The sequence below is a fragment of the Pararhizobium gei genome, from assembly GCF_029223885.1.
In the GTDB taxonomy this organism is placed as follows: domain Bacteria; phylum Pseudomonadota; class Alphaproteobacteria; order Rhizobiales; family Rhizobiaceae; genus Pararhizobium; species Pararhizobium gei.
Genome location: NZ_CP119409.1, coordinates 562,337 through 588,883 on the forward strand (window position 1 = coordinate 562,337; position 26,547 = coordinate 588,883).

19 protein-coding genes and 2 pseudogenes are annotated in these 26,547 nt (G+C 60.5%); 14 read left to right on the forward strand and 7 right to left on the reverse strand.

Annotated features, from left to right (window positions below; all coding sequences use genetic code 11):
• Positions 1-253 precede the first annotated feature (253 nt).
• From PY308_RS02610 to PY308_RS02645, 8 genes and pseudogenes are all read left to right on the forward strand, one after another.
• On the forward strand, positions 254-1,789 hold the full coding sequence (locus tag PY308_RS02610) for an ABC transporter ATP-binding protein (protein WP_275787748.1): 1,536 nt from the start codon (positions 254-256) through the stop codon (positions 1,787-1,789).
• Entirely contained in the window at positions 1,786-2,916 is a 1,131-nt protein-coding gene (locus PY308_RS02615; RefSeq protein ID WP_275787751.1) for an ABC transporter permease, read from the forward strand. The genes PY308_RS02610 and PY308_RS02615 overlap by 4 nt, the downstream gene beginning before the upstream one ends.
• Positions 2,917-2,919: 3 nt before the next feature.
• Positions 2,920-3,891, forward strand: coding sequence for an ABC transporter permease (locus PY308_RS02620; RefSeq protein ID WP_275787754.1), 972 nt, complete (start codon positions 2,920-2,922; stop codon positions 3,889-3,891).
• A 3-nt stretch (positions 3,892-3,894) separates the two neighbouring features.
• Positions 3,895-4,287, forward strand: a complete 393-nt coding sequence (locus PY308_RS02625; protein WP_275787757.1) for a cytidine deaminase — start codon at positions 3,895-3,897, stop codon at positions 4,285-4,287.
• Positions 4,284-5,081: a purine-nucleoside phosphorylase gene (locus PY308_RS02630; protein ID WP_275787760.1), complete on the forward strand. Its 798-nt coding sequence runs from the start codon at positions 4,284-4,286 to the stop codon at positions 5,079-5,081. Before PY308_RS02625 ends, PY308_RS02630 begins: the two co-directional genes overlap by 4 nt.
• A 112-nt stretch (positions 5,082-5,193) precedes the next feature.
• Entirely contained in the window at positions 5,194-5,967 is a 774-nt protein-coding gene (gene deoC, locus PY308_RS02635) for a deoxyribose-phosphate aldolase (protein WP_275790989.1), read from the forward strand.
• Positions 5,964-7,280, forward strand: coding sequence for a thymidine phosphorylase (gene deoA / locus PY308_RS02640; RefSeq protein ID WP_275787762.1), 1,317 nt, complete (start codon positions 5,964-5,966; stop codon positions 7,278-7,280). Before deoC ends, deoA begins: the two co-directional genes overlap by 4 nt.
• A gap of 50 nt (positions 7,281-7,330) precedes the next feature.
• Positions 7,331-7,704 (forward strand): annotated as a pseudogene (locus PY308_RS02645) (transposase); the annotation flags it as partial.
• A gap of 75 nt (positions 7,705-7,779) precedes the next feature.
• On the opposite strand, the gene PY308_RS02650 reads toward PY308_RS02645, so the two are convergent.
• Positions 7,780-16,143: a hypothetical protein gene (locus PY308_RS02650; protein WP_275787764.1), complete on the reverse strand. Its 8,364-nt coding sequence runs from the start codon at positions 16,141-16,143 to the stop codon at positions 7,780-7,782.
• Positions 16,144-16,679: 536 nt separating this feature from the next.
• On the opposite strand from PY308_RS02650, the pseudogene PY308_RS02655 reads away from it, so the two are divergent.
• Positions 16,680-17,131: pseudogene (locus PY308_RS02655) on the forward strand (transposase).
• 45 nt (positions 17,132-17,176) lie between these two features.
• Here the strand turns inward: PY308_RS02655 and upp are convergent.
• The 6 genes from upp to PY308_RS02685 all read right to left on the reverse strand — a co-directional run bounded on the left by upp (position 17,177) and on the right by PY308_RS02685 (position 22,052).
• Positions 17,177-17,806, reverse strand: a complete 630-nt coding sequence (gene upp / locus PY308_RS02660) for a uracil phosphoribosyltransferase (RefSeq protein WP_275787768.1) — start codon at positions 17,804-17,806, stop codon at positions 17,177-17,179.
• A 155-nt stretch (positions 17,807-17,961) separates the two neighbouring features.
• Positions 17,962-18,930: an adenosine deaminase gene (locus PY308_RS02665; RefSeq protein ID WP_275787771.1), complete on the reverse strand. Its 969-nt coding sequence runs from the start codon at positions 18,928-18,930 to the stop codon at positions 17,962-17,964.
• Complete coding sequence (locus PY308_RS02670) at positions 18,927-20,147, reverse strand: phosphopentomutase (protein WP_275787774.1); 1,221 nt, start codon at positions 20,145-20,147, stop codon at positions 18,927-18,929. Before PY308_RS02670 ends, PY308_RS02665 begins: the two co-directional genes overlap by 4 nt.
• Positions 20,148-20,299: 152 nt before the next feature.
• Entirely contained in the window at positions 20,300-20,896 is a 597-nt protein-coding gene (locus PY308_RS02675; RefSeq protein WP_275787777.1) for a TadE/TadG family type IV pilus assembly protein, read from the reverse strand.
• Positions 20,897-20,906: 10 nt separating this feature from the next.
• Complete coding sequence (locus tag PY308_RS02680) at positions 20,907-21,509, reverse strand: TadE/TadG family type IV pilus assembly protein (protein ID WP_275787779.1); 603 nt, start codon at positions 21,507-21,509, stop codon at positions 20,907-20,909.
• 171 nt (positions 21,510-21,680) lie between these two features.
• The gene (locus PY308_RS02685) at positions 21,681-22,052 is read right to left on the reverse strand and encodes a pilus assembly protein N-terminal domain-containing protein (RefSeq protein ID WP_275790990.1); all 372 of its coding nucleotides are present in this window, start codon (positions 22,050-22,052) and stop codon (positions 21,681-21,683) included.
• A gap of 358 nt (positions 22,053-22,410) precedes the next feature.
• On the opposite strand from PY308_RS02685, the gene PY308_RS02690 reads away from it, so the two are divergent.
• The 5 genes from PY308_RS02690 to PY308_RS02710 all read left to right on the forward strand — a co-directional run bounded on the left by PY308_RS02690 (position 22,411) and on the right by PY308_RS02710 (position 26,541).
• Positions 22,411-22,590: a Flp family type IVb pilin gene (locus PY308_RS02690; protein WP_275787782.1), complete on the forward strand. Its 180-nt coding sequence runs from the start codon at positions 22,411-22,413 to the stop codon at positions 22,588-22,590.
• Positions 22,591-22,725: 135 nt separating this feature from the next.
• Positions 22,726-23,232: an A24 family peptidase gene (locus tag PY308_RS02695; protein ID WP_275787783.1), complete on the forward strand. Its 507-nt coding sequence runs from the start codon at positions 22,726-22,728 to the stop codon at positions 23,230-23,232.
• 196 nt (positions 23,233-23,428) lie between these two features.
• The gene (gene cpaB / locus PY308_RS02700) at positions 23,429-24,241 is read left to right on the forward strand and encodes a Flp pilus assembly protein CpaB (RefSeq protein ID WP_275787785.1); all 813 of its coding nucleotides are present in this window, start codon (positions 23,429-23,431) and stop codon (positions 24,239-24,241) included.
• Between the two features lie 21 nt (positions 24,242-24,262).
• Positions 24,263-25,780, forward strand: coding sequence for a type II and III secretion system protein family protein (locus tag PY308_RS02705; RefSeq protein WP_275787787.1), 1,518 nt, complete (start codon positions 24,263-24,265; stop codon positions 25,778-25,780).
• Positions 25,781-25,836: 56 nt separating this feature from the next.
• The gene (locus tag PY308_RS02710) at positions 25,837-26,541 is read left to right on the forward strand and encodes a CpaD family pilus assembly protein (protein ID WP_275790991.1); all 705 of its coding nucleotides are present in this window, start codon (positions 25,837-25,839) and stop codon (positions 26,539-26,541) included.
• The last annotated feature ends 6 nt before the right edge of the window (positions 26,542-26,547 follow it).

Below are 26,547 nucleotides of genomic sequence, written 5' to 3' on the forward strand. Positions count from 1 at the left end.
CGCGCCGTCATTTATCATATCAAGTTCGATTGTGCAGGCGGTGCGCCGCATTTCCGGTCACGGACTCAACGCAACGGGTATAAATCGCGCTGGACTCTCCGCAACGAACTGGGAAGAGTGGGCAGGCTTGCGATTTGGGCTTTCGCGCCCGGATTTCGATGCTAAACTTATACCAATTGGTAAAAAAATCGATGCCCGGGCTACCGCTGTCAAGACGGAGAAAACCGGGCCGCTTCGGGGAACATGGGTCAATATGAGCGATATTGCCATCGAGTTGCGTGGCATCGACAAGAGTTTCGGGCTTGTCCATGCCAACAAAAATATCAATCTTATCGTCCGCAAGGGCACGATCCACGGCATTATCGGGGAAAACGGCGCCGGCAAATCGACGCTGATGTCGATCCTCTACGGCTTTTACCAGGCCGACCGCGGCGATATTCTCATCGATGGCAGTAAGGTTACGATCAAGGATCCGAATGCCGCGATCTCCAGCGGCATCGGCATGGTCCATCAGCATTTCATGCTGGTCGAGAATTTCACCGTTCTCGAAAACGTTATGCTCGGCGCCGAGGACAGCCAGATTCTCAACACCAGCATTTCCAAGGCGCGTGTCGAACTGAAGCGGCTGGAAAAGGAATATGCACTGGAGGTCGATCCGGATGCATTGATAGAGGAACTCCCGGTCGGCCTGCAGCAGCGCGTCGAGATTTTGAAAGCGCTCTACCGCAAGGCGGACATCCTGATTCTCGATGAACCCACGGGTGTCCTGACGCCGCCGGAAGCCGATCATTTGTTCCGCATCCTTGGTCAGTTGAAGGATCAGGGTAAGACGATCATCCTGATCACCCACAAGCTGCGCGAGATCATGGCTGTGACCGACGAGGTTTCCGTCATGCGCCGCGGTGAAATGGTGGCGACACGCAAGACCGGCGCGACCTCCGTCGAAGAACTGGCCGAACTGATGGTCGGTCGCCGCGTTCTCCTGCGGGTCGAGAAAGGCGAGGCCAATCCGGGCGAGGTCAAGCTTGCCGTCGAAAATCTCACCGTCCGCGACAGCCGCGGCGTGACCATGGTCGACAATGTCAGCTTTGATCTGCGGGCCGGCGAGATCGTCGGCATCGCCGGCGTTGCGGGCAATGGACAATCGGAATTGCTGGAGGCCATTTCCGGCATCCGCCGGGCCGTCGGTGGAAAGGTCCTTTTGAACGGCCAGCCTGTGGATATCATGGGCAATGCCGACCCCGGCGACCTGCGCAATCGCGGCCTTGCCCATGTTCCCGAGGATCGTCACCATGTCGGCCTCGTCCTCAAATTCGAAGAAGCCGAAAACGGGATTCTTGGCTATCACAACGACAAGCGTTACCTGAACGGGCTGTTGCTCGATACGAAGACGATCCTGGCCGATGCTGAGGAAAAAATCAGGAAGTACGATATCAGGCCGCCCAATCCGCGCTTGAAGACTGCCAATTTTTCCGGCGGAAACCAGCAGAAGATCGTGCTGGCGCGCGAGATGGAGCGTGGGCCGGACGTGCTGATCATCGGCCAGCCGACTCGCGGCGTCGATGTTGGCGCCATCGAATTCATCCACAAGCGGATCATCGAGATGCGCGATCAGGGCAAGGCGGTCCTGCTCGTCTCCGTCGAACTCGATGAAATCAGAGCCCTATCGGATCGCATCGTCGTCATGTTCGCCGGACGTGTTGTCGGGGAGCGGGGCCCGGATGCGACGGAGGGAGAACTCGGTCTCCTGATGGCCGGTGTCGAAGACCGCAAGGAGGCTGCGGAATGAGCAATCCTTATGCAAAACTGCCGGCCTGGGCCGAGTATGGCCTGATCCCGCTGGTCAATCTCATCGTCGCGTTTTTCGTTGCCGGCCTCGTCGTGCTTCTCGTCGGGGAAAATCCCCTGAAGGCCGCCTATCACATGGTCAACGGCGCCTTCGGCCGCGGCGAATATATCGGTTTCACGCTCTATTACGCGACCACCTTCATTTTTACGGGCCTTTCGGTGGCCGTCGCCTTCCATGCCGGACTGTTCAATATCGGCAGCGAGGGCCAGGCCTATATCGGCGGTATCGGCGTGGCGCTCGCCTGTCTCTGGCTTGACAGGACGATGCCCTGGTTTGTCGTTTTCCCGCTGGCGATCGTCGGTTCGGCGGCCTTTGGGGCGCTCTGGGCCTTTCTGCCCGGTTGGCTGCAGGCAAAGCGCGGCAGCCATGTCGTCATCACCACCATCATGTTCAACTTCATCGCCGCCAGCCTGATGGTTTATCTCCTGACGCGCGTTCTCAAACCGCTCGGCTCCATGGCGCCGCAGACGCGCACCTTCGAGGCCGGCGGGCAGTTGCCCAAGCTCGACTGGCTGCTGTCGATCTTCGGCCTCGATGTCGGCAATGCGCCGTTCAATGTCTCCTTCCTTTTGGCGCTGCTTGCGGCCTTCGGCGTCTGGGTGCTGATCTGGCGCACCAAGCTGGGCTATGAGATGCGCACCATGGGCTTCAGCCCCTCCGCCGCCCGTTACGCCGGCATGAAGGAGGCTCGCATCACCGTCATCGTCATGATGATCTCCGGTGGATTGGCCGGCCTGATGGCGCTCAATCCGATCATGGGCGAGCAATTCCGCATGCAGCTCGATTTCGTCCAGGGCGCCGGCTTCGTCGGTATCGCGGTGGCGCTGATGGGGCGGTCGCACCCGGCCGGCATCATCCCGGCGGCCATTCTGTTCGGCATGCTCTATCAGGGCGGCGCCGAGATCGCCTTCGAGATGCCGTCAATCTCACGCGACATGATCGTCATCATCCAGGGGCTGGTCATCCTGTTTGCCGGCGCTCTCGAGAACATGTTCCGCCCTGCTATCGGCCGCAGCTTCGCGAGCTTCGGCCGTCGCTTCCCTGTTGCCGCAGAAAGGGGAGCGTGAGCCATGGATTTCTTCAACACGTGCGTCGCGATCCTCGAATCCACCATCCGCGTTTCGGTTCCACTGATCTTCGCAGCCCTTGCCGGTCTCTTCACGGAAAGGGCCGGCGTGTTCGATATCGGGCTGGAGGGAAAGATGCTCGGCGCGGCCTTCGCGGCCGGAGCCGTCGCTGCCGTCAGCGGCTCGGTCATGATGGGGCTTTTGGCCGCTATCCTGATCTCGGTCCTTCTCTCGCTCGTCCATGGCTATGCCTCGATCACCCAGCGCGGCAGCCAGATCGTCTCCGGCGTCGCCATCAACTTCATCGTTGCGGGATCGACGGTCATTCTCGGCGAGGCCTGGTTCCGGCAAGGGGGACGCACGCCGGCGCTGTCGGGAGACGCGCGTTTCCAGACGGTCAATTTTCCTTTTGCAGACGAGATAAGGAGCGTCCCGTTCCTCGGACCGATCTATTCCGATCTGCTGTCTGGCCACTTCATCCTGACCTATGTCGCCTTTCTTCTTGTACCCTTTAGCTGGTGGGTGCTCTATCGCACCCGTTTCGGCCTGCGCCTGCGGGCCGTTGGAGAGAACCCCGGGGCCGTCGATACGGCCGGCATTTCCGTCATCTGGCTGCGCTACCGGGCGGTTATCTGCTGCGGTATTCTCTGCGGCTTTGCAGGTGCCTACCTGTCGCTGGCGATGAGCGCCGGTTTCGTCAAGGGCATGACGGCGGGCAAGGGCTATATCGCGCTCGCCGCGCTGATTTTTGCCAAATGGCGCCCGGTCAACATCATGCTGGCCTGCCTGCTGTTCGGTTTTCTGGATGCGGTTGCGATCCGGCTGCAGGGCAATCCCTTGCCGCTGATCGGCCAGGTGCCGGTGCAACTGATGCAGGCACTGCCCTATATCCTCACCGTCATCCTGCTTGCCGGCTTCATCGGCAAGGCAACCCCGCCGAAGGCCGGCGGCGTCCCCTATGTGAAGGAGCGTTGATCCATGGAAAACGAGTTGTTCGAAGCGGCGAGGGACGCAATGGCCAAGGCGCATGCCCCCTATTCGAAGTTTCCGGTGGGTGCTGCCATACGCGCCGAGGACGGCAAGATCTATACGGGCGCCAATATAGAGAACCTGTCCTTTCCTGAAGGCTGGTGCGCCGAGACCACAGCGATCAGCCATATGGTGATGGCTGGCCAGCGCAAGATCGTCGAAGTCGCCGTTATCGCCGAAAAGCTCGCCCTCTGCCCGCCCTGTGGTGGCTGCCGGCAGCGGCTGGCGGAATTTTCCGGTGCCAGCACCCGCATCTATCTCTGCGACGAAACGGGCGTGAAGAAGAAACTCGTGCTGTCCGATCTTCTGCCGCACTCCTTCGAGACCGAGATTCTCGGATGACGGCTGCTTCAGACATGCTGAAAGACAGGCTTGGCGGACTGTTGCCGCGCACCGGCATCGTGCTCGGCTCCGGCCTCGGCTCGCTCGTGGAAACGGTGGAGAATCCAATTCGGATTTCCTACGCAGATATTCCGGATTTTCCCGTCAGCGCCGTATCCGGCCATGCCGGCGAACTGATTGCCGGCACGCTCGGCGGCATCGCGGTCGTCGTCCTCTCCGGCCGTGTGCATTTTTACGAGCGCGGGGATGCGAATGCGATGCGCGCGCCGATCGAAGCTTTGAAAGGGCTTGGTATCGAAACGCTGATCCTGACCAACTCTGCCGGATCGCTGCGCGAAAACCTACCGCCCGGTTCGGTGATGTTGATCACGGATCATATCAATTTTTCCGGTGTCAGTCCCTTGATCGGTGTCGAAAGCGACGACAGGTTTGTTGGGCTGACCTCGGCCTATGACCCTGGACTGATCGATCGCATGCGTGCCGCAGCGGTTCGATGCGACATCCCGCTTGGTGCAGGCGTCTACATGTGGTTCTCAGGCCCCAATTTCGAAACGCCGGCGGAAATCCGCATGGCGCGCATTCTCGGTGCCGATGCGGTGGGCATGTCGACGGTGCCCGAGGTCATCCTAGCCCGCTACTTCGGTCTCAGGGTCGCCGCAGCCTCCGTCATCACAAATTTCGGTGCGGGCATGACGGGAGGCGAACTCAGCCATCACGAGACCAAGGATATGGCGCCCATCGGCGGGCGGCGCCTGGCCGCAATTCTGAGGGACATGATTTCCGCGGAAGCCTGATGTTCCCGGCGGCGAACCGCTTTGCCAATGGCTCGCAGCCGTATAGAACATTTTCTACGGCTTGGTCGCCTCTGCGTGACCGGGCGTTATCGAGAACGGACGGACCCCCATGATGCTCGAAGCCTCCAATCGCCAGATCGCCGCGCTTGCCCTGTCCATGCTGGACTTGACCGACCTGACCGACACATGCACGCCGGAAGCGATCGAAGACCTCTGCAATCGCGCGCGAACGGCGTTCGGCAATACGGCGGCTATCTGCATCTGGCCGCGCTTTGTCGCCCAGGCCCGCGCCGTTCTGGGGTTGAACAGCGCGGTGAAGATCGCGACTGTCGTCAATTTCCCGTCTGGAGACCTGCCGGTGGATGCGGTGCTGGAGGAGGTTCGCCAGGCGGTCGCCGATGGCGCGGATGAGATCGATCTCGTCATTCCCTATCGCGCTTTCATGACGGGCGACGAGCAGGCGGTCCGTGTGATGGTGTCGGCAGTCCGCCACGCCTGCCCCCGTCCGGTAATCCTCAAGACGATCCTGGAGACCGGGGAGTTGAAGGATCGTGGCCTCATCCGCAGCGCCTCCCATATTGCGATCCAGGAGGGAGCCGATTTCATCAAGACGTCTACCGGCAAAGTTGCAGTCAATGCGACGCTGGAAGCAGCCGACATCATGCTGACCTGCATTCGGGAAAGCGGCCGCAAGGTGGGCTTCAAGCCCGCAGGTGGGGTCCGCACGGTCGCCGATGCCCGCCTCTACCTCACTTTGGCGGCCACCATCCACAGTCCCGACTGGCCTATGGCCTCGACCTTCCGGTTCGGCGCTTCCGGCCTTCTCGCTGATATTCTCGCCGTTTTGGAGGACCGTGACGCGGTCGCCGGTGCGACGGCCTATTGAGGATGATCCCGCAGGAGCTTATCCGGAGAAAGCGAAACGGCGAAAGGCTCGACGCGGCGGAGATCGCGGACTTCATTCGCGGTCTTTCTGACGGTTCGATATCCGAGGGCCAGGTGGCGGCATTCGCTATGGCCGTCTGGTTTTCCGGCATGGATCGCGATGAGACGGTGGCACTCACCCGCGCGATGCGCGACAGCGGCGATATCCTGTCCTGGTCCGGTGTCGGCAAGCCCATTGCCGACAAGCATTCGACAGGCGGCGTCGGAGACAATGTTTCCCTGATGCTCGCGCCGATCATGGCCGCCTGTGGCCTTGCTGTTCCCATGATTTCGGGCAGGGGGCTCGGTCATACCGGCGGCACGCTCGACAAACTCGAATCGATACCCGGCTACAGGGTCGCGCCGTCCGCCGCCTTGTTCCGCAAGGCTGTGGAGTCCGCTGGCTGTGCCATTGTCGGCCCGACGGCCAATCTTGCCCCGGCCGACCGGCGTCTCTACGCGATCCGCGACGTCACGGCCACGGTCGATTCCGTGCCGCTGATCACCGCCTCCATCCTGTCCAAAAAGCTGGCCGCCGGGCTGCAATCGCTGGTGCTTGACGTGAAGGTCGGAAACGGCGCCTTCATGACCGGCTTGGACGAGGCCGGACGATTGGCGCGCGCGCTGGTAGACGTCGCAAACCAGGCCGGTGTCACCACGACGGCCCTGATCACCGACATGAACGAGCCTCTGGCAGATGCAGTTGGCAATGCTTTGGAGATTGGCAACTGCCTCGCTTTTCTGCGCGGTGAAAAGGCGGGAACGCGGCTGGAGGCCGTGGTGATGTCGTTTGCCGCGGAAATGCTGATGACCTCAGGGATCGCGGCCAGTCCGACGGAGGGCACCGATCTTGCCGTGCGCGCCTTGAGCAGCGGTTCGGCACTGGAGCATTTCGCCCGCATGGTGCACCTGCTCGGCGGCCCCGTGGATTTCGTCGAGAGGCCGGACCTGTATCTGTCGCGTGCGCCTGTCATTCTTCCGGTCGAGGCGCCGCAGGATGGCTTTCTGCGCTCCTGCGATACGCGGGAGATCGGCATGGAGTTGATTGCTCTGGGTGGCGGGCGCTTGAGGCCCGATACTGTGATCGATCATCGCGTCGGTTTCAGCGACTTGCAACCGCTGGGAAAGGAAATCGGCAGGGGAGAGGTTTTCGCAGTCGTCCATGCGGCGAGCGAAGATCAGGCGCTGAGGGCAAGGGAGCGAATGCTGGCAATCTACGACTTTGGTGAGGCGCCCGTCAAACCACCTGTGGTCCTGTCGAGGATCAGTTCTTAAAGACTGTTTGACAACTTGCCGCTGGTTTCTCTTTGTGATTCACGCTGACGATGTGGACAGAAAAGAGCCGGGGCCGCATGGCCAGGATCGAGACGAAAACGAAGCGCTATCCGAGCGATCTGACGGATGAGGAATGGTCGGCGGTCGAGCCGTTGATGCCGCATGCCAGTGCGACGGGCCGTCGTCGGGGGACGGACTTGCGCGAAATCCTCAATGCGATCCGATATATGGTTCGTTCGGGATGTGAATGGCGGATGTTGCCGGATCCACTTCCCACCCTGGCAGACGGTGGACTGTTGGTTCCGGCGCTTCGCGCGGCGATTGCTGTTTCAGACGATCCAGGACGTCGCCCTGATGATCAATCGCGAACGGGAAGCGCGAGAGGCGCAGCCGACTGCCGGGCGTGATCGACAGCCAGTCGGTCTGGCAACGGGGCTGAACGACTTCAATTCTCAGATAGTTGCAAACCAGTTCCACTGTAAGCTTCTTGCTGTAGCGACTAGGTAATTATAAAATCTGCGTTGGTTAGCGCGAGGCCGCCCGCTATCTTTGCAAATTGAACCGCAGCAACTCCGTTGCTCGTATTACCATCGGCGTCATAAAAAAGCGCACCCGAATCAGTGTCGTAAATAATACGATGGGATCCATTTTGCGCGATGCCAGCTGTGCTGGCCCAGAAGGCGGCGGAGTTTAAGGTTCCCGTGCTCAACTGTGAAAATATTGATTTTGCAAGACTGATCGTGTCGTCGATTACGTTAAAATCGGCAATGGTGTCGATATTGTTGGCGCTGTTAAGCTGCGTGGTAAAATTGAACGTGTCGCTACCGGTGCCGCCCGTCAGCGTGTCATTGCCTTGAAGTCCAAAAATCTTGTCATCGCCGCCAAATCCGAAAATTTGGTTCTGTCCAGCATTGCCGGTGATCGTCTGACCGAGATTATTTCCGGTGAGATTGAGCGCGCCGGTGCCGGTGGCAAGCGTGGTCTGCAGCGTTTCCACATAGGCGCTTCCGCTAAGCGCGTAGGAAACCGAGGCGAGAACCGTGTCGTTCGTGCCGCCCGACGATGTCTCCACCACCACGTCGCCGGAATTGTCGACGATATAGGTGTCGTTGCCGGCGCGACCGGTCATTGTGTCGGCGTCACCCTTGCCATTGATGATGTTGGCACCGTCATTGCCAGTGATCGTCTGGCGGAGATTGTTTCCGGTGAGGTTGAGCGCGCCGGTGCCGGTGGCAAGCGTGGTCTGCAGCGTTTCCACATAGGCGCTTCCGCTAAGCGCGTAGGAAACCGAGGCGAGAACCGTGTCGTTCGTGCCGCCCGACGATATCTCCACCACCACGTCGTTGGAATTGTCGACGATATAGGTGTCGTTGCCGTTACCGCCGGTCAACGTGTCGATGCCGCCGCCTCCGTCGATGAGGTTGGCCGCGCTATTGCCCGTGATGGTGTTGGCGAGACCATTTCCGGTTCCATTGATCGCTGCGGTTCCGAGAAGGATCAGCCTTTCGGTTTCGGTGGCAAGTGTCCAAGTCACGCCGGACTGGATAGTGTCGATCCCCCCGGCGGCCAGTTCGATGGTTTTGTCGCCGGAATTGTCGACGATATAGATGTCGTTGCCGGCGCGACCGGTCATTGTGTCGGCGCCACCCTTGCCATCGATGATGTTGGCACCGTCATTGCCAGTGATCGTCTGGCCGAGATTATTTCCGGTGAGATTGAGCGCGCCGGTTCCGGTGGCGAGCGTGGTCTGCAGCGTTTCCACATAGGCGCTTGCGCCAAGCGCGTAGGAAACCGAGGCGAGAACCGTGTCGTTCGTGCCGCTCGACGATGTCTCTACGACCACGTCGCTGGAATTGTCGACGATATAGGTGTCGTTGCCGTTACCGCCGGTCAACGTGTCGATGCCGCCGCCTCCGTCGATGAGGTTGGCCGCGCTATTGCCCGTGATGGTGTTGGCGAGACCATTTCCGGTTCCATTGATCGCTGCGGTTCCAAGAAGGATCAGCTTTTCGGTTTCGGTGGCAAGTGTCCAAGTCACGCCGGACTGGATGGTGTCGATCCCCCCGGCGGCCAGTTCGATGGTTTTGTCGCCGGAATTGTCGACGATATAGATGTCGTTGCCGGCGCGACCGGTCATTGTGTCGGCGCCACCCTTGCCATCGATGATGTTGGCACCGTCATTGCCGGTGATCGTCTGGCCAAGATTATTTCCGGTGAGATTGAGCGCGCCGGTTCCGGTGGCGAGCGTGGTCTGCAGCGTTTCCACATAGGCGCTTGCGCCAAGCGCGTAGGAAACCGAGACGAGAACCGTGTCGTTCGTGCCGCCCGATGATGTCTCCACCACCACGTCGCCGGAATTGTCGACGATATAGGTGTCGTTGCCGGCGCCGCCGATCAATGCGTCGATGCCGGCGCCTCCGTCGATGAGATTGGCCGCGCCATTGCCCGTGATGGTGTTGGCGAGACCGTTTCCGGTTCCATTGATCGCTACCGTGCCGGTCAGCGTCAGCTTTTCGACTTCGGCTGATAGGGTGTATGTTATCGAGGCGAGGACGAGATCTGCGGTCCCGCCGCCGGCCGTCTCGTTGACGGTGTCACCCACATTATCGATCACATAGGTGTCATCGCCGTTTCCGCCTGTCAGTCCGTCCGCGCCCATACCGCCATTCAGAACGTCATTACCCCCACCCGTGATGACTTGGTCGTCGGCAGCACCTGTCGCAACGTCGAAGCGTTCGGCGCCGAAGAAGTCGATATGGTGGCCGTCGTCGTAAGGATTCTTGTAGTAGGCGCCCTTGTAGCCGCCCTCCGTCGCGTCGACCGAGAAGCCAGAGGTGAAGATGCTGTAGGCGACCGTGGAGTAGTCGACGACGAGAAGGTCGCTCCCCGCGCCGAGATGCACCTGGTCGCGCCCGCCCGCCACCTTGACGGTATCGTCGCCGTCATTGGTGGCGATGTAGTCGGCAAGCGCGTCCGCGCCGGTGATGATGTTGTCGTTGTAGGCGCCGGTCGAAAAGTTCTCGACGCCCCCACTCGCGTCCAACGTCCCCAGCGCCTCGATGCCGCGCACCGAACCCGTCTTGCCGGCAATCGCATAGGTGCCCTGAACGGCTGCCGAGGTCAGGTTGATGGCGATGGCACCCGTTGCGGCCGACTTGTCGGCCTGCCAGCGATCGGAGCCGGTGATCGTCGTCGTGCCGGACACGGTTACGCCGCCGTCGACGACGTCCGCGCCCTTGCCGGTTCGGAACGTGTCGTTGCCGCCATTGCCGTCAAGGATGTCGTTGCCGTCACCCGTGACGATGCGGTCGTCGGCGTCGTCCGTGGTGACGATGAAGTGCTCGACGCCCGAGAAAATCACGCGGTTGCCGTTGTCGTAGGGGTCCTTGTAGTAGGTGCCGGAATAACCCGCCGCGAGCGAGCCGGTGAAGCCAGAGGTAAAGATGCTGTAGTCGGCCTCCAGCACAGACCAGTCGACGACCAGCGTGTCGGTGCCCGCGCCCATCGCCACCTCGTCGCGGCCGTCGAAGATCGTGACGGTGTCGTTGCCGCCATTGGTGACGATATAGTCGTAGAAGTCGCCGCGGCTGGTGGTCAAAACGTCATTGCCGGCGCCGGTCGAGAAGAGCTGCGTAGCGCCGTCGTAATAGCCCAGCGCGTCGATGCCCCGCAGCGTGGCCGAGGTCGTGCCGATCGCATAGGTGCCCTGAACGCCGGCAAGGTTCAGATCCAGCGTGATCGCCGTCGTCGCATCGCTCTTGTCAGCCGCCCATGCGTCGCCGCCGAGCCCGCCGTCGACCGTGTCCGCACCCTTCCCCGTCAGCAAGCGATCGTTGCCGCCATTGCCCTGCACCGTGTCGGCAAAATCACCCGTGATGATGCGGTCGTCGGCAGCACCTGTCGCAACGTCGAAGCGTTCGGCGCCGAAGAAGTCGATATGGTGGCCGTCGTCGTAAGGATTCTTGTAGTAGGCGCCCTTGTAGCCGCCCTCCGTCGCGTCGACCGAGAAGCCAGAGGTGAAGATGCTGTAGGCGACCGTGGAGTAGTCGACGACGAGAAGGTCGCTCCCCGCGCCGAGATGCACCTGGTCGCGCCCGCCCGCCACCTTGACGGTATCGTCGCCGTCATTGGTGGCGATGTAGTCGGCAAGCGCGTCCGCGCCGGTGATGATGTTGTCGTTGTAGGCGCCGGTCGAAAAGTTCTCGACGCCCCCACTCGCGTCCAACGTCCCCAGCGCCTCGATGCCGCGCACCGAACCCGTCTTGCCGGCAATCGCATAGGTGCCCTGAACGGCTGCCGAGGTCAGGTTGATGGCGATGGCACCCGTTGCGGCCGACTTGTCGGCCTGCCAGCGATCGGAGCCGGTGATCGTCGTCGTGCCGGACACGGTTACGCCGCCGTCGACGACGTCCGCGCCCTTGCCGGTTCGGAACGTGTCGTTGCCGCCATTGCCGTCAAGGATGTCGTTGCCGTCACCCGTGACGATGCGGTCGTCGGCGTCGTCCGTGGTGACGATGAAGTGCTCGACGCCCGAGAAAATCACGCGGTTGCCGTTGTCGTAGGGGTCCTTGTAGTAGGTGCCGGAATAACCCGCCGCGAGCGAGCCGGTGAAGCCAGAGGTAAAGATGCTGTAGTCGGCCTCCAGCACAGACCAGTCGACGACCAGCGTGTCGGTGCCCGCGCCCATCGCCACCTCGTCGCGGCCGTCGAAGATCGTGACGGTGTCGTTGCCGCCATTGGTGACGATATAGTCGTAGAAGTCGCCGCGGCTGGTGGTCAAAACGTCATTGCCGGCGCCGGTCGAGAAGAGCTGCGTAGCGCCGTCGTAATAGCCCAGCGCGTCGATGCCCCGCAGCGTGGCCGAGGTCGTGCCGATCGCATAGGTGCCCTGAACGCCGGCAAGGTTCAGATCCAGCGTGATCGCCGTCGTCGCATCGCTCTTGTCAGCCGCCCATGCGTCGCCGCCGAGCCCGCCGTCGACCGTGTCCGCACCCTTCCCCGTCAGCAAGCGGTCGTTGCCGCCATTGCCCTGCACCGTGTCGGCAAAGTCACCCGTGACGATGCGGTCGTCGGCGTCGTCCGTGGTGACGATGAAGTGCTCGACGCCCGAGAAAATCACGCGGTTGCCGTTGTCGTAGGGGTCCTTGTAGTAGGTGCCGGAATAACCCGCTGCGAGCGAGCCGGTGAAGCCAGAGGTAAAGATGCTGTAGTCGGCCTCCAGCACCGACCAGTCGACGACCAGCGTGTCGGTGCCCGCGCCCATCGCCACCTCGTCGCGGCCGTCGAAGATCGTGACGGTGTCGTTGCCGCCATTGGTCACGATATAGTCGTAGAAGTCGCCGCGGCTGGTGGTCAAAACATCGTTGCCGGCGCCGGTCGAGAAGAGCTGCGTAGCGCCGTCGTAATAGCCCAGCGCATCGATGCCCCGCAGCGTGGCCGAGGCCGTGCCGATCGCATAGGTGCCCTGGACGCCGGCAAGGTTCAGATCCAGCGTGATCGCCGTCGTCGCATCGCTCTTGTCAGCCGCCCATGCGTCGCCCCCGAGCCCGCCGTCGACCGTGTCCGCACCCTTCCCCGTCAGCAAGCGATCGTTGCCGCCATTGCCCTGCACCGTGTCGGCAAAGTCACCCGTGATGATGCGGTCGTCGGCAGAACCTGTCGCAACGTTGAAACGTTCGGCGCCGAAAAAGTCGATGCGGTGGCCGTCGTCGTAGGGATCCTTGTAGTAGGCGCCCTTGTAGCCGCCCTCCGTCGCGTCCACCGAAAAGCCAGAGGTGAAGATGCTGTAGGCGACCGTGGAGTAGTCGACGACGAGAAGGTCAGTCCCCGCGCCGAGATGCGCGACATCGCGCCCGCCGATCGTTCGGATGACGTCCGACGCAGCGGCGCCCCAGAGCACGTCGTTGGCGGTTCCGCCCGTCAGGTCGAACCGCTCTACATTCTCGAACGAAGCGGTGTAGTAGTAGTGCGTCGTGCTGTGGTTCACGACGGTGACGGTGTGCGAGTAGGAGCTGTAGCCGCCGCCATTCGCATCGCGCGTCACATCCTGCGTCGCCCGCGACCAGTCCATGAACAGAAGGTCACCCGTCCCGGTGCCGCCGTCGAAGTGGGCGCCGTAAGAGGTGGCGAGATCGACCTTCAGCGTGTCGTTGCCGCCTTCGCCGGAGAAGAATGTCGAGGTGCGCTTGAAGAGGGGATCGGTAGACTGGATGCCGACGGCATTGACGACCGTTCCGCGCACGTCGAGCGTGTCGTTTCCGTCGCCAACCTCAAGATCGATCGCCTCGATGGAGGAGAGCTTGGTGCCGTCCGAGAGGAAAAAAGTGTTGGAGCCCTGTGCGAGCAGCAGCGTCACATTGTTGCTGCCGTCACCGGACAGCGTCACGACCGCACGGTCGAAGCCGCCGCCGCCCAGAAATTCGTCGACCCCTCCGCCGCCGATGAGAACGTCGTCGCCGCCATTGCCGGCAAGCACATCGGCAAGAGCGCCACCCTTCAGCGTGTCGTTGCCGGAGCCGCCCCGGAGATCGAACCGCTCGGCCTCCTTAAAATACAGCGTCTGGCCGGCCTGGCCAAGAGCGGCACCTGAACGCTGGTAGCTTTCCGAAAGCCCGATCACGGACGAAATGTTGGCGACGGTGTTGTTGTAAAGATCCTGATAGGTGATCGCCGTCGTCGCCGTCGACCAATCCATGATCAGGAGATCGGTGCCCGAACCACCGTCGAAATTGTCAGTTCCTGTTCCCACATCGGCAAATAAGGCGACATCGTCGCCCGCGTGGCCGAAGACGGCGTCCTCGCCGGTTCCGGCGACGAAGCTGTCGTTTCCGTCCCTCGCGGGGTCGTTGGCGTTCGCACTGCCGGCATCCTCGTAAAACCGGACATTATCGAGCAGCGTGCCGTGGGCATCGCCGCCGCCGATTTCCTGGAATGTCAAGCGGTTCTTGTCGGCCCCCGTGCCGGCGCCGCCATAGACGCCGATATAATAGGTCGTGACGCCCGTGGTGGGCTCGACCGAGGTTGCGCCCCCGGCTGTGAGGCTGACCTTCGTTCCGCCCCAATAAACCTCGAACTCCGCATCGGCGCCCGCGACCTTGCGAACGTCGAAGGCCAGCCGATAGAGCTGACCGTTTATTGCATCGCCGACCACCTGGGTGATGGCGACGTTCGTGTTGGCCTGGTTGCCTTCGAGATCGACGCCGTAACGCCCCTCGGACGGAGAACCGGCGCTGCCGGTCTTGAACAGTTCGATGTTCGCTCCCGACAAGAGGCCCCAGCCATCGAGGGGGCGTGTCAGATAGCCGTAACCGTCCGCATCGAAGGTCGGCGCATAGACGGTCTCGAACCCACCGTTTCGGATGAGATTGCTGTGCGCGCCATAGAGCGTGTCGTTTCCGGCGCCGCCGTCGATCGCGTCATTGCCGAGACCGCCGCGCAGCACGTCGTCACCGTCCCCACCGGTCAGCGTGTCGTCGCCATCCGTGGATTCGGGCGTCTCGAAACTCGTTTCCGAGAACAGTCGATAACCCCGGAACATCGACATGGAATTGGCGACGAAAGTCGCGCCGTCCAGCCCGATGAGATTCATGCCGCCCGCTGCGACGAGCGAACCGCCGCTGATGGCATATGAGCCCGAGAGGATCGAAGCCGATCCGCCGGCAAGGTTGAGAAGCGTGCTCCCGTCATTGCCAATCAACGTGCTGCCGTCGTTGCCGATCAAGGCCGCGATCGACCTGCCAATGAGCGTGCTGCCGTCATTGCCGATCAGCGAGGCTCCGTCCTGACCGATCAAGCCCGCTCCGTCACGGCTGATGATGCTGGCGCCGTCCTGGCCAATGAGTGTAGCAAGGTTCAGGTTGACGAGGCCGTCGATGAAGCCCGTGCCACTGATCGTGATAGGGTTCGCGCTCGCCACGCTCGTCAAGGTCACGGTGGAAAAGCCGTTCTGAAAGCTGGCCTCAAGTTCGAGGAGCGTACTCTCGCTGCTGGGGGTCGCGATTTCCGTGAGGTGGTAGCTACCGAGATTGTCGCCGACAAAGGACTTGACCTCCTCGAACTTGGTGCCGTCGTCCCGGATCCTCAGCGTCTGGGAGTAGGTGAGTTGGCCATGCGTGTAGAGATTGTTGGGTCCAAAAGGCGTTCCAGTACCCGCTGCCGGCTGTGAAAACCGCAGCTCGGTGTAGGAGCCATCCGCGCCGATGCTGCGGTAACGCTCAAGGCTACCGTCGGCGTAGAGCCGGAAGGAGACCGCGTCGTCGGCAGGAGGGTGGCCGGCCCCGCTGGTGTCCTGGGTTCCATCCGGTTTGATGTAGATGATGTCTGAGGCCCCATCGAGCCACTCGATCTTCATCTTCGCCTCGCCGGCACCATTCAAATATATGTAAGTCGTGTCGGCCGGCTGAATGCTGGCCTCAAGCTCGGGGGGCACACTCTCGCTGCCGGGATTGGCGATTTCCCTGAGGTGGTGGCTAGCGAGGTTGTCGCCGTCAAAGGACTTGACCTCCTCGAACTTGGTGCCGTCGTCCCGGATGCTCAGTATCTGGGAGTAGGTAAGTTGGCCATGCGTGTAGAGATTATCCGGTCCGAAAGGCGTTCCAGTTCCGGCTGCCGGCTGTGAAAACCACAGCCCGGTGTCGGCGCCATCTGCACCGATGCTGCGGTAATGCTCAAGGCTTCCGTCGGCATAGAGCCGGAAGGCGACCGCGTCGGCAGCAGGAGGGTGGCCGGTACCGCTGGTGTCCTGAGTACCATCCGGTTTAAGGTAGACGATCTTCGAGGCCCCATCGAGCCACTCGATCGTCATCTTCGCCTCGCCGGCATCATTCAGATAAATGTAGGTCGTATTGGCCGGGATGATCGCCATCGGTGCACCAAATCCTCAAATCATACAGGAACAGGCGGCCGCAAAGATGTGCAGCCGCTGTTGTTAAGTCTCAATACCGGATAATCTGGCCAGTACAGGCGTACACCATCACTAGTGAGGGGCTTGGTAATATTCGAGTTCTTTAATTTAGTATCATGTTGCTCGGCTCAGGAAAAGAGCTGTTAACGAAATATTAAGGCGTCGCATGCCTGGCAAGTCTCTCGATGACGCAGCGATGCATTCGGTGCGGAAATGGCGAAATCCCGGCTTGGACTCACGCTCCACAGTCAGCAGGCTATGCGCCTCCGCATAGCCGAGAAGCCTTCCATTCGCTGTGGTCTGAATAGAACCGGAATGCAAGGATCGTGCGATCCGGGCTGGTAGACAGGGTGTCGAGGGCAAGGCGCGCCAACTCTTCGTCGCCAGTTTCAATAGCCACGACCGCAGCACGTTTCAGCAACTCCACATCGCCAGGCGCCCATTTAAGAGACTGTTTGACAACTTGCGCTGATTTCTCTCTGTGATTCACGCTGCCGATGTGGACAGAAGAGAGCCGGGGCCGCATGGCCAGGATCGAGACGAAGACGAAGCGCTATCCGAGCGATCTGACGGATGAGGAATGGTCGGCGGTCGAGCCGTTGATGCCGCCTGCCAGTGCGACGGCCGTCGCCGGGAGACGGACTTGTGCGAAATCCTCAATGCGATCCGCAAGCGGTGGCCGACCATCAGGCACCTGTTTGCAGACGTGCGTATGACCGCCGGCAACTGCTCGATAAAGCAGAGTTCCTGAACTTCACCGTCGAGATCGTCCGGCGCACGGACAACGGGTCCACAATCCTGCCAAGGCAATGGTTCGTGGGAACGAACCTTTGGGTGGATGACCCGATATCAACGCCTCGTGCGAGACTACGAAGCCCGCATCGACCTCTCTGAGGCCATGATCTATGCCGCATTGAGCAGTTTAATCATCAGGCGAATAACGCACTGAAGTTGTCAAACGGGCTCTTAGAAGGGCCGCGCGCCACGGTCGAGGTTACTTGGTCCCATACATCCTGTCGCCGGCATCGCCAAGGCCCGGCACGATATAGCCCTGATCGTTCAGGTGGCTGTCGATTGCGGCTGTGTAGATTGGTACGTCGGGATGCACGTCGTGAAAGTTCTTTATGCCTTCCGGTGCGGCGAGCAGGCAGAGGAATCGCAGCTTCGTTGCGCCGCGCTCCTTGAGCTTGTCGATGGCGGCAATCGAGGAGTTGCCGGTTGCCAGCATGGGATCGACGACGATGACCAGCCGTTCAGACAGGCTGTCCGGCGCTTTGAAGTAATATTCGACGGCCTCCAGCGTTTCGTGATCGCGATAAACGCCGACATGGGAGACGCGGGCGGAAGGGACGAGCTCCAGCATCCCCTCGAGCAAGCCGTTGCCGGCCCGCAGGATGGAAGCAAAGACCAGCTTCTTGCCTTCGAGCACCGGCGCCTTGATCTGCTGCATCGGCGTTTCGATGGTTTCCATCGTTAATTCAAGGTCGCGGGTGACCTCGTAGCAGAGCAGGGTGGAGATTTCACGAAGCAGCCGGCGGAAACCGGCGGTCGACGTCTCCTTCTTGCGCATGATGGTCAGCTTGTGCTGAACGAGCGGGTGATTGATGACTGTAACGCCGTCCATGGCAAGGCCCTCCGCGAAATCCGATAGTTCTCTTTTTTCCACAGAAGAGAGAGCCGCCGCAAGGGGCTGGCGGCGCTTTGCAGCGTCATCCCCAGCCCTCTGCCGGAGACCGACGACATGAGCGCGATTTCCCGTCACAGATCCCAGGCAAGACGTCAAAGGGATGCCAGAAGCCGCGCTCTGGTGGCTTCGTCGATAAAGGCGGCCTCTATGGCCGTGCGCGTCATGCCGTCGATCTGCTCGTCCGAAAAGTCCATGACCTGCGAGGCGATCTCGTATTCCTGCCTAAGCGATGTGTGAAAAAACGGCGGGTCGTCCGAATTCAACGTGACACGGCACCCGGCGGCGTGAAGCGCGCGCAGCGGATGCGCGGTGAAATCCGGAAAAACCTGCAGCGACACATTCGATCCCGGGCAGGTTTCCAGCACCACGCCCTCATCCGCGATCCGCCTGACCAGGTCGTCATCCTCGATGGCGCGGACGCCGTGGCTGATGCGGGAGGGGCGGACATGATCGAGAGCGTCGCGCACGCTGAAGGCGCCGGCCATTTCCCCGGCATGGATTGTGAGCCCGAGCCCGCTGTCGCGCGGAATATCGAAGGCGCGGGCGAAATCAGCCACGCTAAACAGGCGCTCGTCGCCGGCAAGGTTAAAGCCGGTGACCAGCGGATGCGTGCGTCTGGCGGCATAAAGCGCAGTGTGCTCGGCCGCCGAAGGGCCTAAGTGCCGGATGATGGTGATGATCATTCTGCCTTCGATCCCGGTCTTTGCCCGGGCCGCTTCGATCCCGGCGGCCAGACCCGCGATATAGGCGTCACTGCCGATACCGATCGTATTGCCATGATCGGGCGAGACGATGATCTCGCTATAGATCGTGCCGGCGTCGGCGAGTTCGGTAAGATATGTTTCGGCCAGGAGCGCGTAGTCCTCTTCAGTACGAAAGAGTTCCGCGACGGCGTCGTAGCATGTCAGGAACCGGCTGAAGTCTTCCCATACGTAAGTACCGTCCCGGATGATCCCGCTTACATCGACATTGTATTTGCGGGCCATCTGCAGGGCAAGCGCCGGTGAGGCAGCCCCCTCGATGTGACAATGCAACTCGGCCATTTTCAGATGCGCGGTCACAGAAAGCTTCTCCCGTGGTGGCCGGGTGCAAGACCCAGATATTTGGCGACGGTTTCGCCGATCCCGGCAAAACTCGGCAGAATTCCGATAGACCGGCTGCGAACGCCAGGGCCGAACATCAGAACCGGAACCCGCTCGCGCGTATGATCCGTGCCGCGCCAGGTCGGGTCGCAGCCGTGATCGGCTGTGAGAATGACGATATCGTCAGGTTTCAGTTTCCTATCCAGATCGGGAAGCCGCTGGTCGAATGCCTCAAGCGCCGCGGCATATCCGGCGACATCGCGGCGATGCCCGTACAGCATGTCGAAATCCACGAAGTTGGTGAAGACGAGATCGCCTGATTGAGCCTCTTCCATCGCTCCCAACGTGGCATCGAACAGTTCCGTGTTCCCGTTTGCCTTGATCAGCCGTCCGATGCCCTGATGCGCGAAGATGTCGGCGATCTTGCCGACGGCGTGAACTGTCCGACCTTCCCTCTGCAAGCGGTCTAGCAATGTCGGTTCGGGCGGCAGCACGGAATAGTCCCGACGGTTGCCGGTGCGCGCGAAATCCCTCGAGGCCTCACCGACGAAGGGGCGAGCTATCACCCGGCCGATATTGAAGTCGTCGAGCAGGCGGCGCACCGTCTGGCAAAAAGCCAGCAGCCGCTCCAGGCCGAAACTCCGTTCGTGGGCGGCAATCTGGAAGACGGAATCGGAGGAGGTGTAGCAGATCGGTTTGCCGCTGCGCATATGCTCCTCGCCGTATCGGGCAATGATATCCGTACCGGAGGCATGGCAATTGCCAAGAATTCCAGGCACTTCCCCCTCGCGACAGATTGCCTCGACCAGTTCAGGCGGGAAGGCATCGCCCTGCGAAGCGAAGTAGCCCCAGTCGAACCGAACTGGCGTTCCGGCGATCTCCCAGTGGCCCGAAGGCGTATCCTTGCCGCGTGAGACTTCGGTCGCGGCACCGTACATTCCAAAGACCCGCTGCGGCAGAGGCATCCCGGCGGGCAGACGGCCGGTGGCGAGCTTTGCGGCATGCAGCAGTCCAAGCGCCGACATGTTGGGAAGCGAAAGCGGCCCCGCGCGCAGTCCCAGGCGGTCGCCGGCCCCACCGGCGCAGAATTCCGCGATATGGCCGAGCGTATCGGCGCCCTCGTCGCCGAAGGCGCTGGCATCCGGCGCGCCGCCGATGCCGAAGGAATCAAGAACAAAAAGAAAGGCTCGCGCCATCGGTCACCCGCAAAACCGCCAGCAGCCCCAGAGGCCGCGAATGCAGGACAAAAGTTGCCGCCCCGCACGATCATGCTGGCGACGAAAGCATCGAGAAATACTCTGTGGGCGAACAGATTGCAATCTGGCCGCGGGTTGGGCGCAATGTCAGGTCAGGTGCAATCGGTGCACTTTATCTCTGTTCCGACGCGCTGGCGGAAATAGTAGGTTTTGGACAGGTTGATGGTTTTAATGTCGCTTCCTGCAAGACCGGGTGCAAAGAGCAGAAGTTCATGCGGCACCACCAGTTCGGAACGCACCAGAAAGGCGTTTACCGATTTGATGTCGTTCGGAATCGAAATGACAGTTCCGATCTTGTAGGGCGTCGCACCATCTTCATCGCGCGACCAGGCGACGATACCTTTTCCGGGGCCGGTCACCTTGATACCCGTCATTTTCAACGTGTAATTCGTCATCCCAAAGGGAGACATGACACTGGCGGCGACGTCCTTCATGCCGTCGAGGGTCTTTTTATCGACTGTCTGCATTTGCGTCAGGACATCAGCCACGGTGCTCGATGCGCGTGACACCTTGCGTGCAGTGTTGAAGCCGACCGACATTTCGAAGGAGCCGAGATAAGCAACGATCAGCAGGGGCGCGACGATGGCGAATTCGATTGCGCCCGTACCACTGCGATCCCGCCAGAAATTTGCCAATCGTTGCGCATTCAGCGAAAAAGCGCAGAGACGAGAGCGGATAGCCTGTTTCATCCCGGTTTCCTCAATAGCTCTCGGTGCGGAAGGCTGCCGTGGCGACCATCAGGTAGTCCTTGGGCATGCTGGTGCCGGCAGGCCGCAAGTTGGTGATGAACGGGCGGACAAGGTCCGTGATGACTTCCCAGCGATAGTAGGCCCTGACAATAGTAATCGTCGTCGGCCCGCCGGGCGCAAATTTGAAGCCGCTGGTGTCGAGGTCCCCACTGGCGCCGCCGATCCGGGGAATGGCAGCCGGAATTTTTGAAAAGTCCGAGAAGCTGCGGACATCGACGAACAGTTTGGACGCGTTTTTCGCCTCCGTCGCCGAACAGGTCATCATGATCGAGATTTCCGCGCAGAAGGCTTTGCGGAAATCCTCTTTCGACATTGCCGCCGTTATTTCCCCCGTGCGCACCTTGCGGGCCATTGTTTCGGTCGCGGTGGCGAGAAGTTGCTCGCCGGCAAAGGCGACAAAGGTTTCGAGCGATGCGACAACAGCGACGAGAAAGGGAATAGCCAGGATCGCGAATTCGATGGATGACGAACCGGACCTGTCGCCGATCAGCCGACGCAACACTCCGCCGCGCGGTTTGCGTCTGGACACCGCGGCCGGGCCAGCATCTGTCATTTTCTGAGGGCTCAACATCTCGTTCTTCCATCAACCACCATGGGAAGATGTATATTAGATGCCGACTGTTGATATTTCGTATTCGCACAGATCAGAAATCTGAAGGAAAGTTTTAGCAAAGAAGTAACGATGCCGCGATGTGCCGGAGCGCTCTCCGCTCGCAGGTTGAAGTCAGTTTGCCACTGCTGTCTTCTGTGTCGCGTGCTCTTCGCAGTTCGGTGTGCAGGACAGGACGGAACGCACTGTCTGGCGAAACACGCGGACGGTGTTGCCCTCGTCGATCGACACGAGAATACGCTCATCGACAATGGCATTGCCGTCGGCGTCGAGAATGACAAGATTGGTTGTACCAAAGGAACGGCCGGTCAGAACAATGGTTTTGGAATCGGCGACCGTCGCGTCTGCCACTTCCGAATTGCCGATGATGATTTTGCTGACCGGGCGGTCGAGCTTCAGCACGCGTGCATGGTTCATATACACGCTCAACATGTCCTCAGCGGCCAGAGCCGAGCCGCACACGAGGGCGGCAACGATCAGACCCATAGCGGCAGCGGCCGGCAGTTTCGATACGGCGGTTTTCGTATGCGACGTCATTGATTGGCCTCTGCGCAATGCGGATAAGCCAGCATCGCCTGTTTTGGTGAATAAACTGTAAATTAGGACTGCAACATGATCCGGATTCACAGGGCAAGGCCGAAAGGCAGCAGTATCGCAATACATAAAATCGTCGGGACAGTCTTGACGCTGTATTTACCAATCAAAAGGTTGCTGATTGTTAATATATTAGTAACCGATTTCTTTAAGCCGATTGCAATGCAGCCTGTGTAGCTTCTGCTCATCCGATCGACGGAAACAGTTGGCGGAAGTGCTGAACCAACAAAACGAAGTAGGAGAAATCGCAATGACCAAGATTTTCGCACGTTTCATGAAAGATGAGTCCGGCGCAACCGCGATCGAGTACGGCCTGATCGCCGCTCTTATCTCCGTTGCCCTGATCGCTGGCGCAACCACGCTCGGCGACGAGATCGATGCCAAGTTCACCGATCTCGGCACGACGCTGCAGGAAGCCGGCACCGAGTAATTAATACGCAGGTAACAATCAAAGCCGCCTTTGGGCGGCTTTTTTTGTTGCGGGGATTCCGGTCGGAGGCTTTTCCGAAAGGTTAAATCCTTTGAACTATAGTCTGGGCAAATTGTCTTCAGGTGGAAACAGGATATGGTAGAAGCAGCTATTTTCATCGTATTTCCGTTGTGCCTCGCCTTCGCGGCGATTTCCGACCTTTCCACGATGACAATCCCGAACCGTGTTTCGGCCATCCTGCTGGCCGGTTTCATCGTGATTACGCCCTTCTCGGGACTAACGCTGGCGGCTATCGGTTTACACCTTCTCGCCGGTGCGATTGTCTTTGCCGCCTGTTTTGCTCTGTTTGCTCTCAATGTGATGGGCGGTGGCGATGCAAAGCTCCTGACGGCCAGCGCCGTGTGGTTCGGCTTGAATGCCTCGCTCTATGAATTTCTGATCTATGTATCGCTGTTCGGCGGGCTTCTGACGGTTCTCATCCTGGTACTGCGGAAGCAGGAAAACACCATTCTGGCGATGAACCTGCCGCTGCCCCGTCTTTTGTTTACGGCAAAGAAGATCCCCTACGGCGTCGCGATCGGACTCGGCGGTCTCATAGCCTATCCATCGTCGCCCCTGATGCAGATCGCGCTCGGCCACTGATTCGCGACCCCTGCTTTAACTTTTCCGTCCCATTCTGATCCGAAACTGCGGCCTGACGCCTTGTTTCAGGTCACCTCCGTGTCCCGACATGACGCAAATAGTCCGTTAACCATGCATGTAAGCATTCTGTTAACTATAATTACACCATTACGGATCATTCTGTACTCAGCATATTTTGGGACTTCAGGGACAGATCATGAAACCGGTGCGCGTTATTATTCTGGCGGTTGCCGTTGTATCGGCCGGACTGGCTGGCTTTCTTGCTCTCAAGCTTGCGGGCGGACGGCCGATGAGCCTGGCGGAACCCGTCGTCGAGCGTGAGCCGACGATAAATGTCCTCGTCGCCAGCAAGAGTCTTCCTGTGGGTTCACGGCTCGGCGCCGATGATCTTCACTGGGTATCCTGGCCGAAGGACGGTGTCGTCGAGGGATTTATCACCGAAGAACTGAGGCCAAGCGCCGTCGCCGATCTTCAGGGCGTCGTCGTCCGTTTGCCTATCTTCAATGGCGAACCGGTGAGATCGGAAAAAATCGCCGACTCGTCGAGCCGCGTCATGTCCGCGCTGCTGCCAGCCGGTAAGCGGGCCGTTGCGACGGAAATCACGGTCGCGACCGGCGCAGGTGGCTTCATTCTTCCCAACGACCGCGTTGACGTCATCATGGTCCGCAAAACCGATGCCGGCTCGTTCCTGACGGAAACGGTTCTGAGCAACGTACGCGTGCTCGCCATCGATCAGCAGATCGAGGAAAAGGAAGACGGCTCCAAGTCTGTGGTCGGCGCGACCGCGACACTTGAGCTGACACCGGACCAATCCAAAGTGATGACGGTGGCGCAGCAGATGGCCGAAAGCCTGTCGCTGGCGCTGCGCAGCGTCGCCGATGCGCAGGAGCCGGACACGAGTGCTGCGGATTATCTTCTGAGCGGTGATGGCCGTCCATCCATCCAGATCATCAAATCGGGTTCCATCGTCAAAGGCGATGACAGCTCATCCATGAACGAAACCAGATAAGTGCGTGAGCGGGAGCGGAACGTGAACCGGGTCGGAAAAAAATTTCGGAGCAGTGTTGCGGGCGGGCTGGCCTTTTGCCTGGCTTTTTCCGGCTTTCCCGCCGGGCCGCTGACTGCAGAGGCTGCCTCACAGTCGCTCGTGCGCATCGCCGAAAGCGGGCCGGGCGTCAAGAAGACCATCAAACTGGGGCTGAACAAGGCTGTCGTCATCGATTTGCCGACAGATGCCCACGACATTCTGGTTGCCGACCCCTCGCTCGCCGATGCCGTGACCCGCACATCGCGCCGCATCTATCTGTTCGGGAAAAAGGTCGGCCAGACGAACATCTTCGTCTTCGGCCCGAGCGGCGAAGAAATCGTCAGTCTCGATCTCGAAATCGAGCGGGACATCGCGAACCTGCAAGCCAATCTGCGGCGTTTCCTGCCCGATTCAGATATTACCGTCGAAATCATTTCCGACAATATCGTGCTGACGGGAACAGTGCGCACGCCGCTCGATTCGACGCGGGTCGAAGATCTCGCCCGCGCCTTCATCAAGGGCGGTGAAGCAACCACGCGCGACATCACGGCCCAGGGCACCAATGGCGATGCCGACATCTTCGCTGAAGACCGGCAACAGTCGCAGATCGTCAATCTTCTGAAGATCGACGGTGAAGATCAGGTCATGCTCAAGGTCACGGTCGCGGAAGTCTCGCGCCAGGTTCTGAAGCAGCTCGGGTTCAGCGGCTCCATTACAAGCGGCAGCAGCGGCGATGGCATCCTCTTCCGCAATCCGGCCAATCTCGGCAACGCGGTCAACGCCTTCGCGTCCAAGTTCACCGGGCAGATCGGCTCCGGAACGTTGGGCTTCTCGAGCTATCTGAACGCCATGGAGCAGGCGGGTGTCATGCGCACGCTGGCCGAACCGAGCCTGACTGCGATTTCCGGCAAGAAGGCAAGCTTCTCGGTCGGCGGCGAATACCGTCTGCCCTCCCGTCAGGAGATCGACGAGGAAGGTCTGACCCGAGAGGTCGAAACCGTCGAATATGGCATCGGTCTGGATTTCACGCCGGTCGTTCTCGGTCCGGGCCGAATCAGTCTGGAGATCGCCACGGAAGTCTCCGAGCCCACCTTCGAAAGCTCCGTCGTCAATGCTAACGACATCCGCATACCCGGCCAGACCTATATGTCGATCCGTCGCCGCAAGGCCTCGACCAGTGTCGAACTGCCCTCCGGCGGTTCCATCGTCATCGGCGGCCTGGTCCAGGACAATGTCCGTCAGGCCATGTCCGGCTTGCCCGGCGTTTCCAAGATCCCGATCTTCGGCGCCCTGTTCCGCTCCAAGGATTTCGTGCGCAACGAAACCGAACTGGTCATCATCGCCACGCCTTATCTTGTGAAGCCGGTCGCCCGGGGCGAGCTTTCCCGTCCCGACGACAATTTCAATCCGACGGATGATTTGTCGAGCGCATTTCTGGGGGAGGTCAACCGTATCTACGGCAACCGGCAGGCCGCGCCCACCGGCGCGTACCACGGCAATGTCGGCTTCATCTACAAATAGGCGGAATGGACATGCCGGACACGATGATTCTGAACCGCAATATCAAGGGACACTCCATGCGGCCACATAGTTTTTTCAGACAGGTCCGGAGCGTAAAGCTGCTGGCAGTCTGCGCCCTTCTGGCCGCTGGCACCGTCCTTGGCGGCTGCGCCAATCGCGACGGCATGTCGACGGGCGCGCTGCCCGACGACTACCGCACCCGCCATCCCATCGTGATTGCGGAAGCGGAACACGTGATCGACGTGCCGATCGCCTCAAGCGACAGGCGGTTGACGCAAGGGGCGCGCGAAGTGATCCGCGGTTTTGCTTCGGGCTACAACAGTTCGGCTACCGGAACCGTGCAGATCCTGGTGCCGGTCGGCTCGGTGAATTCCGGAGCGGCTTCGGTGCTGCGCAGGGAAATCCGCGGCGTTCTGGTCGGGGCGGGCATTCCGGCGACACGGCTTGTCGAGGCGAGCTACCAGGCCGGCGGTGGCGATGCAGCGCCCATCCGTCTCAGCTATACGGCGATCACGGCAAAGACCGAACCCTGCGGCAACTGGCCCAAGGATCTCGTTGCCAATACGACCGACAACAAGAACTACGACAATTTCGGCTGCGCCAGCCAGGCCAATCTGGCGGCACAGATCGCCAATCCGATGGATCTGCTCGGCCCGCGCGCCATGTCGCCGATCGATGCGGTGCAGCGCGGCGAAGTTATCAAGGACTATCGCGGAATATCGTCCGATACGGGCGGCGGCACGACGATCAACTTCAACTGACACGCG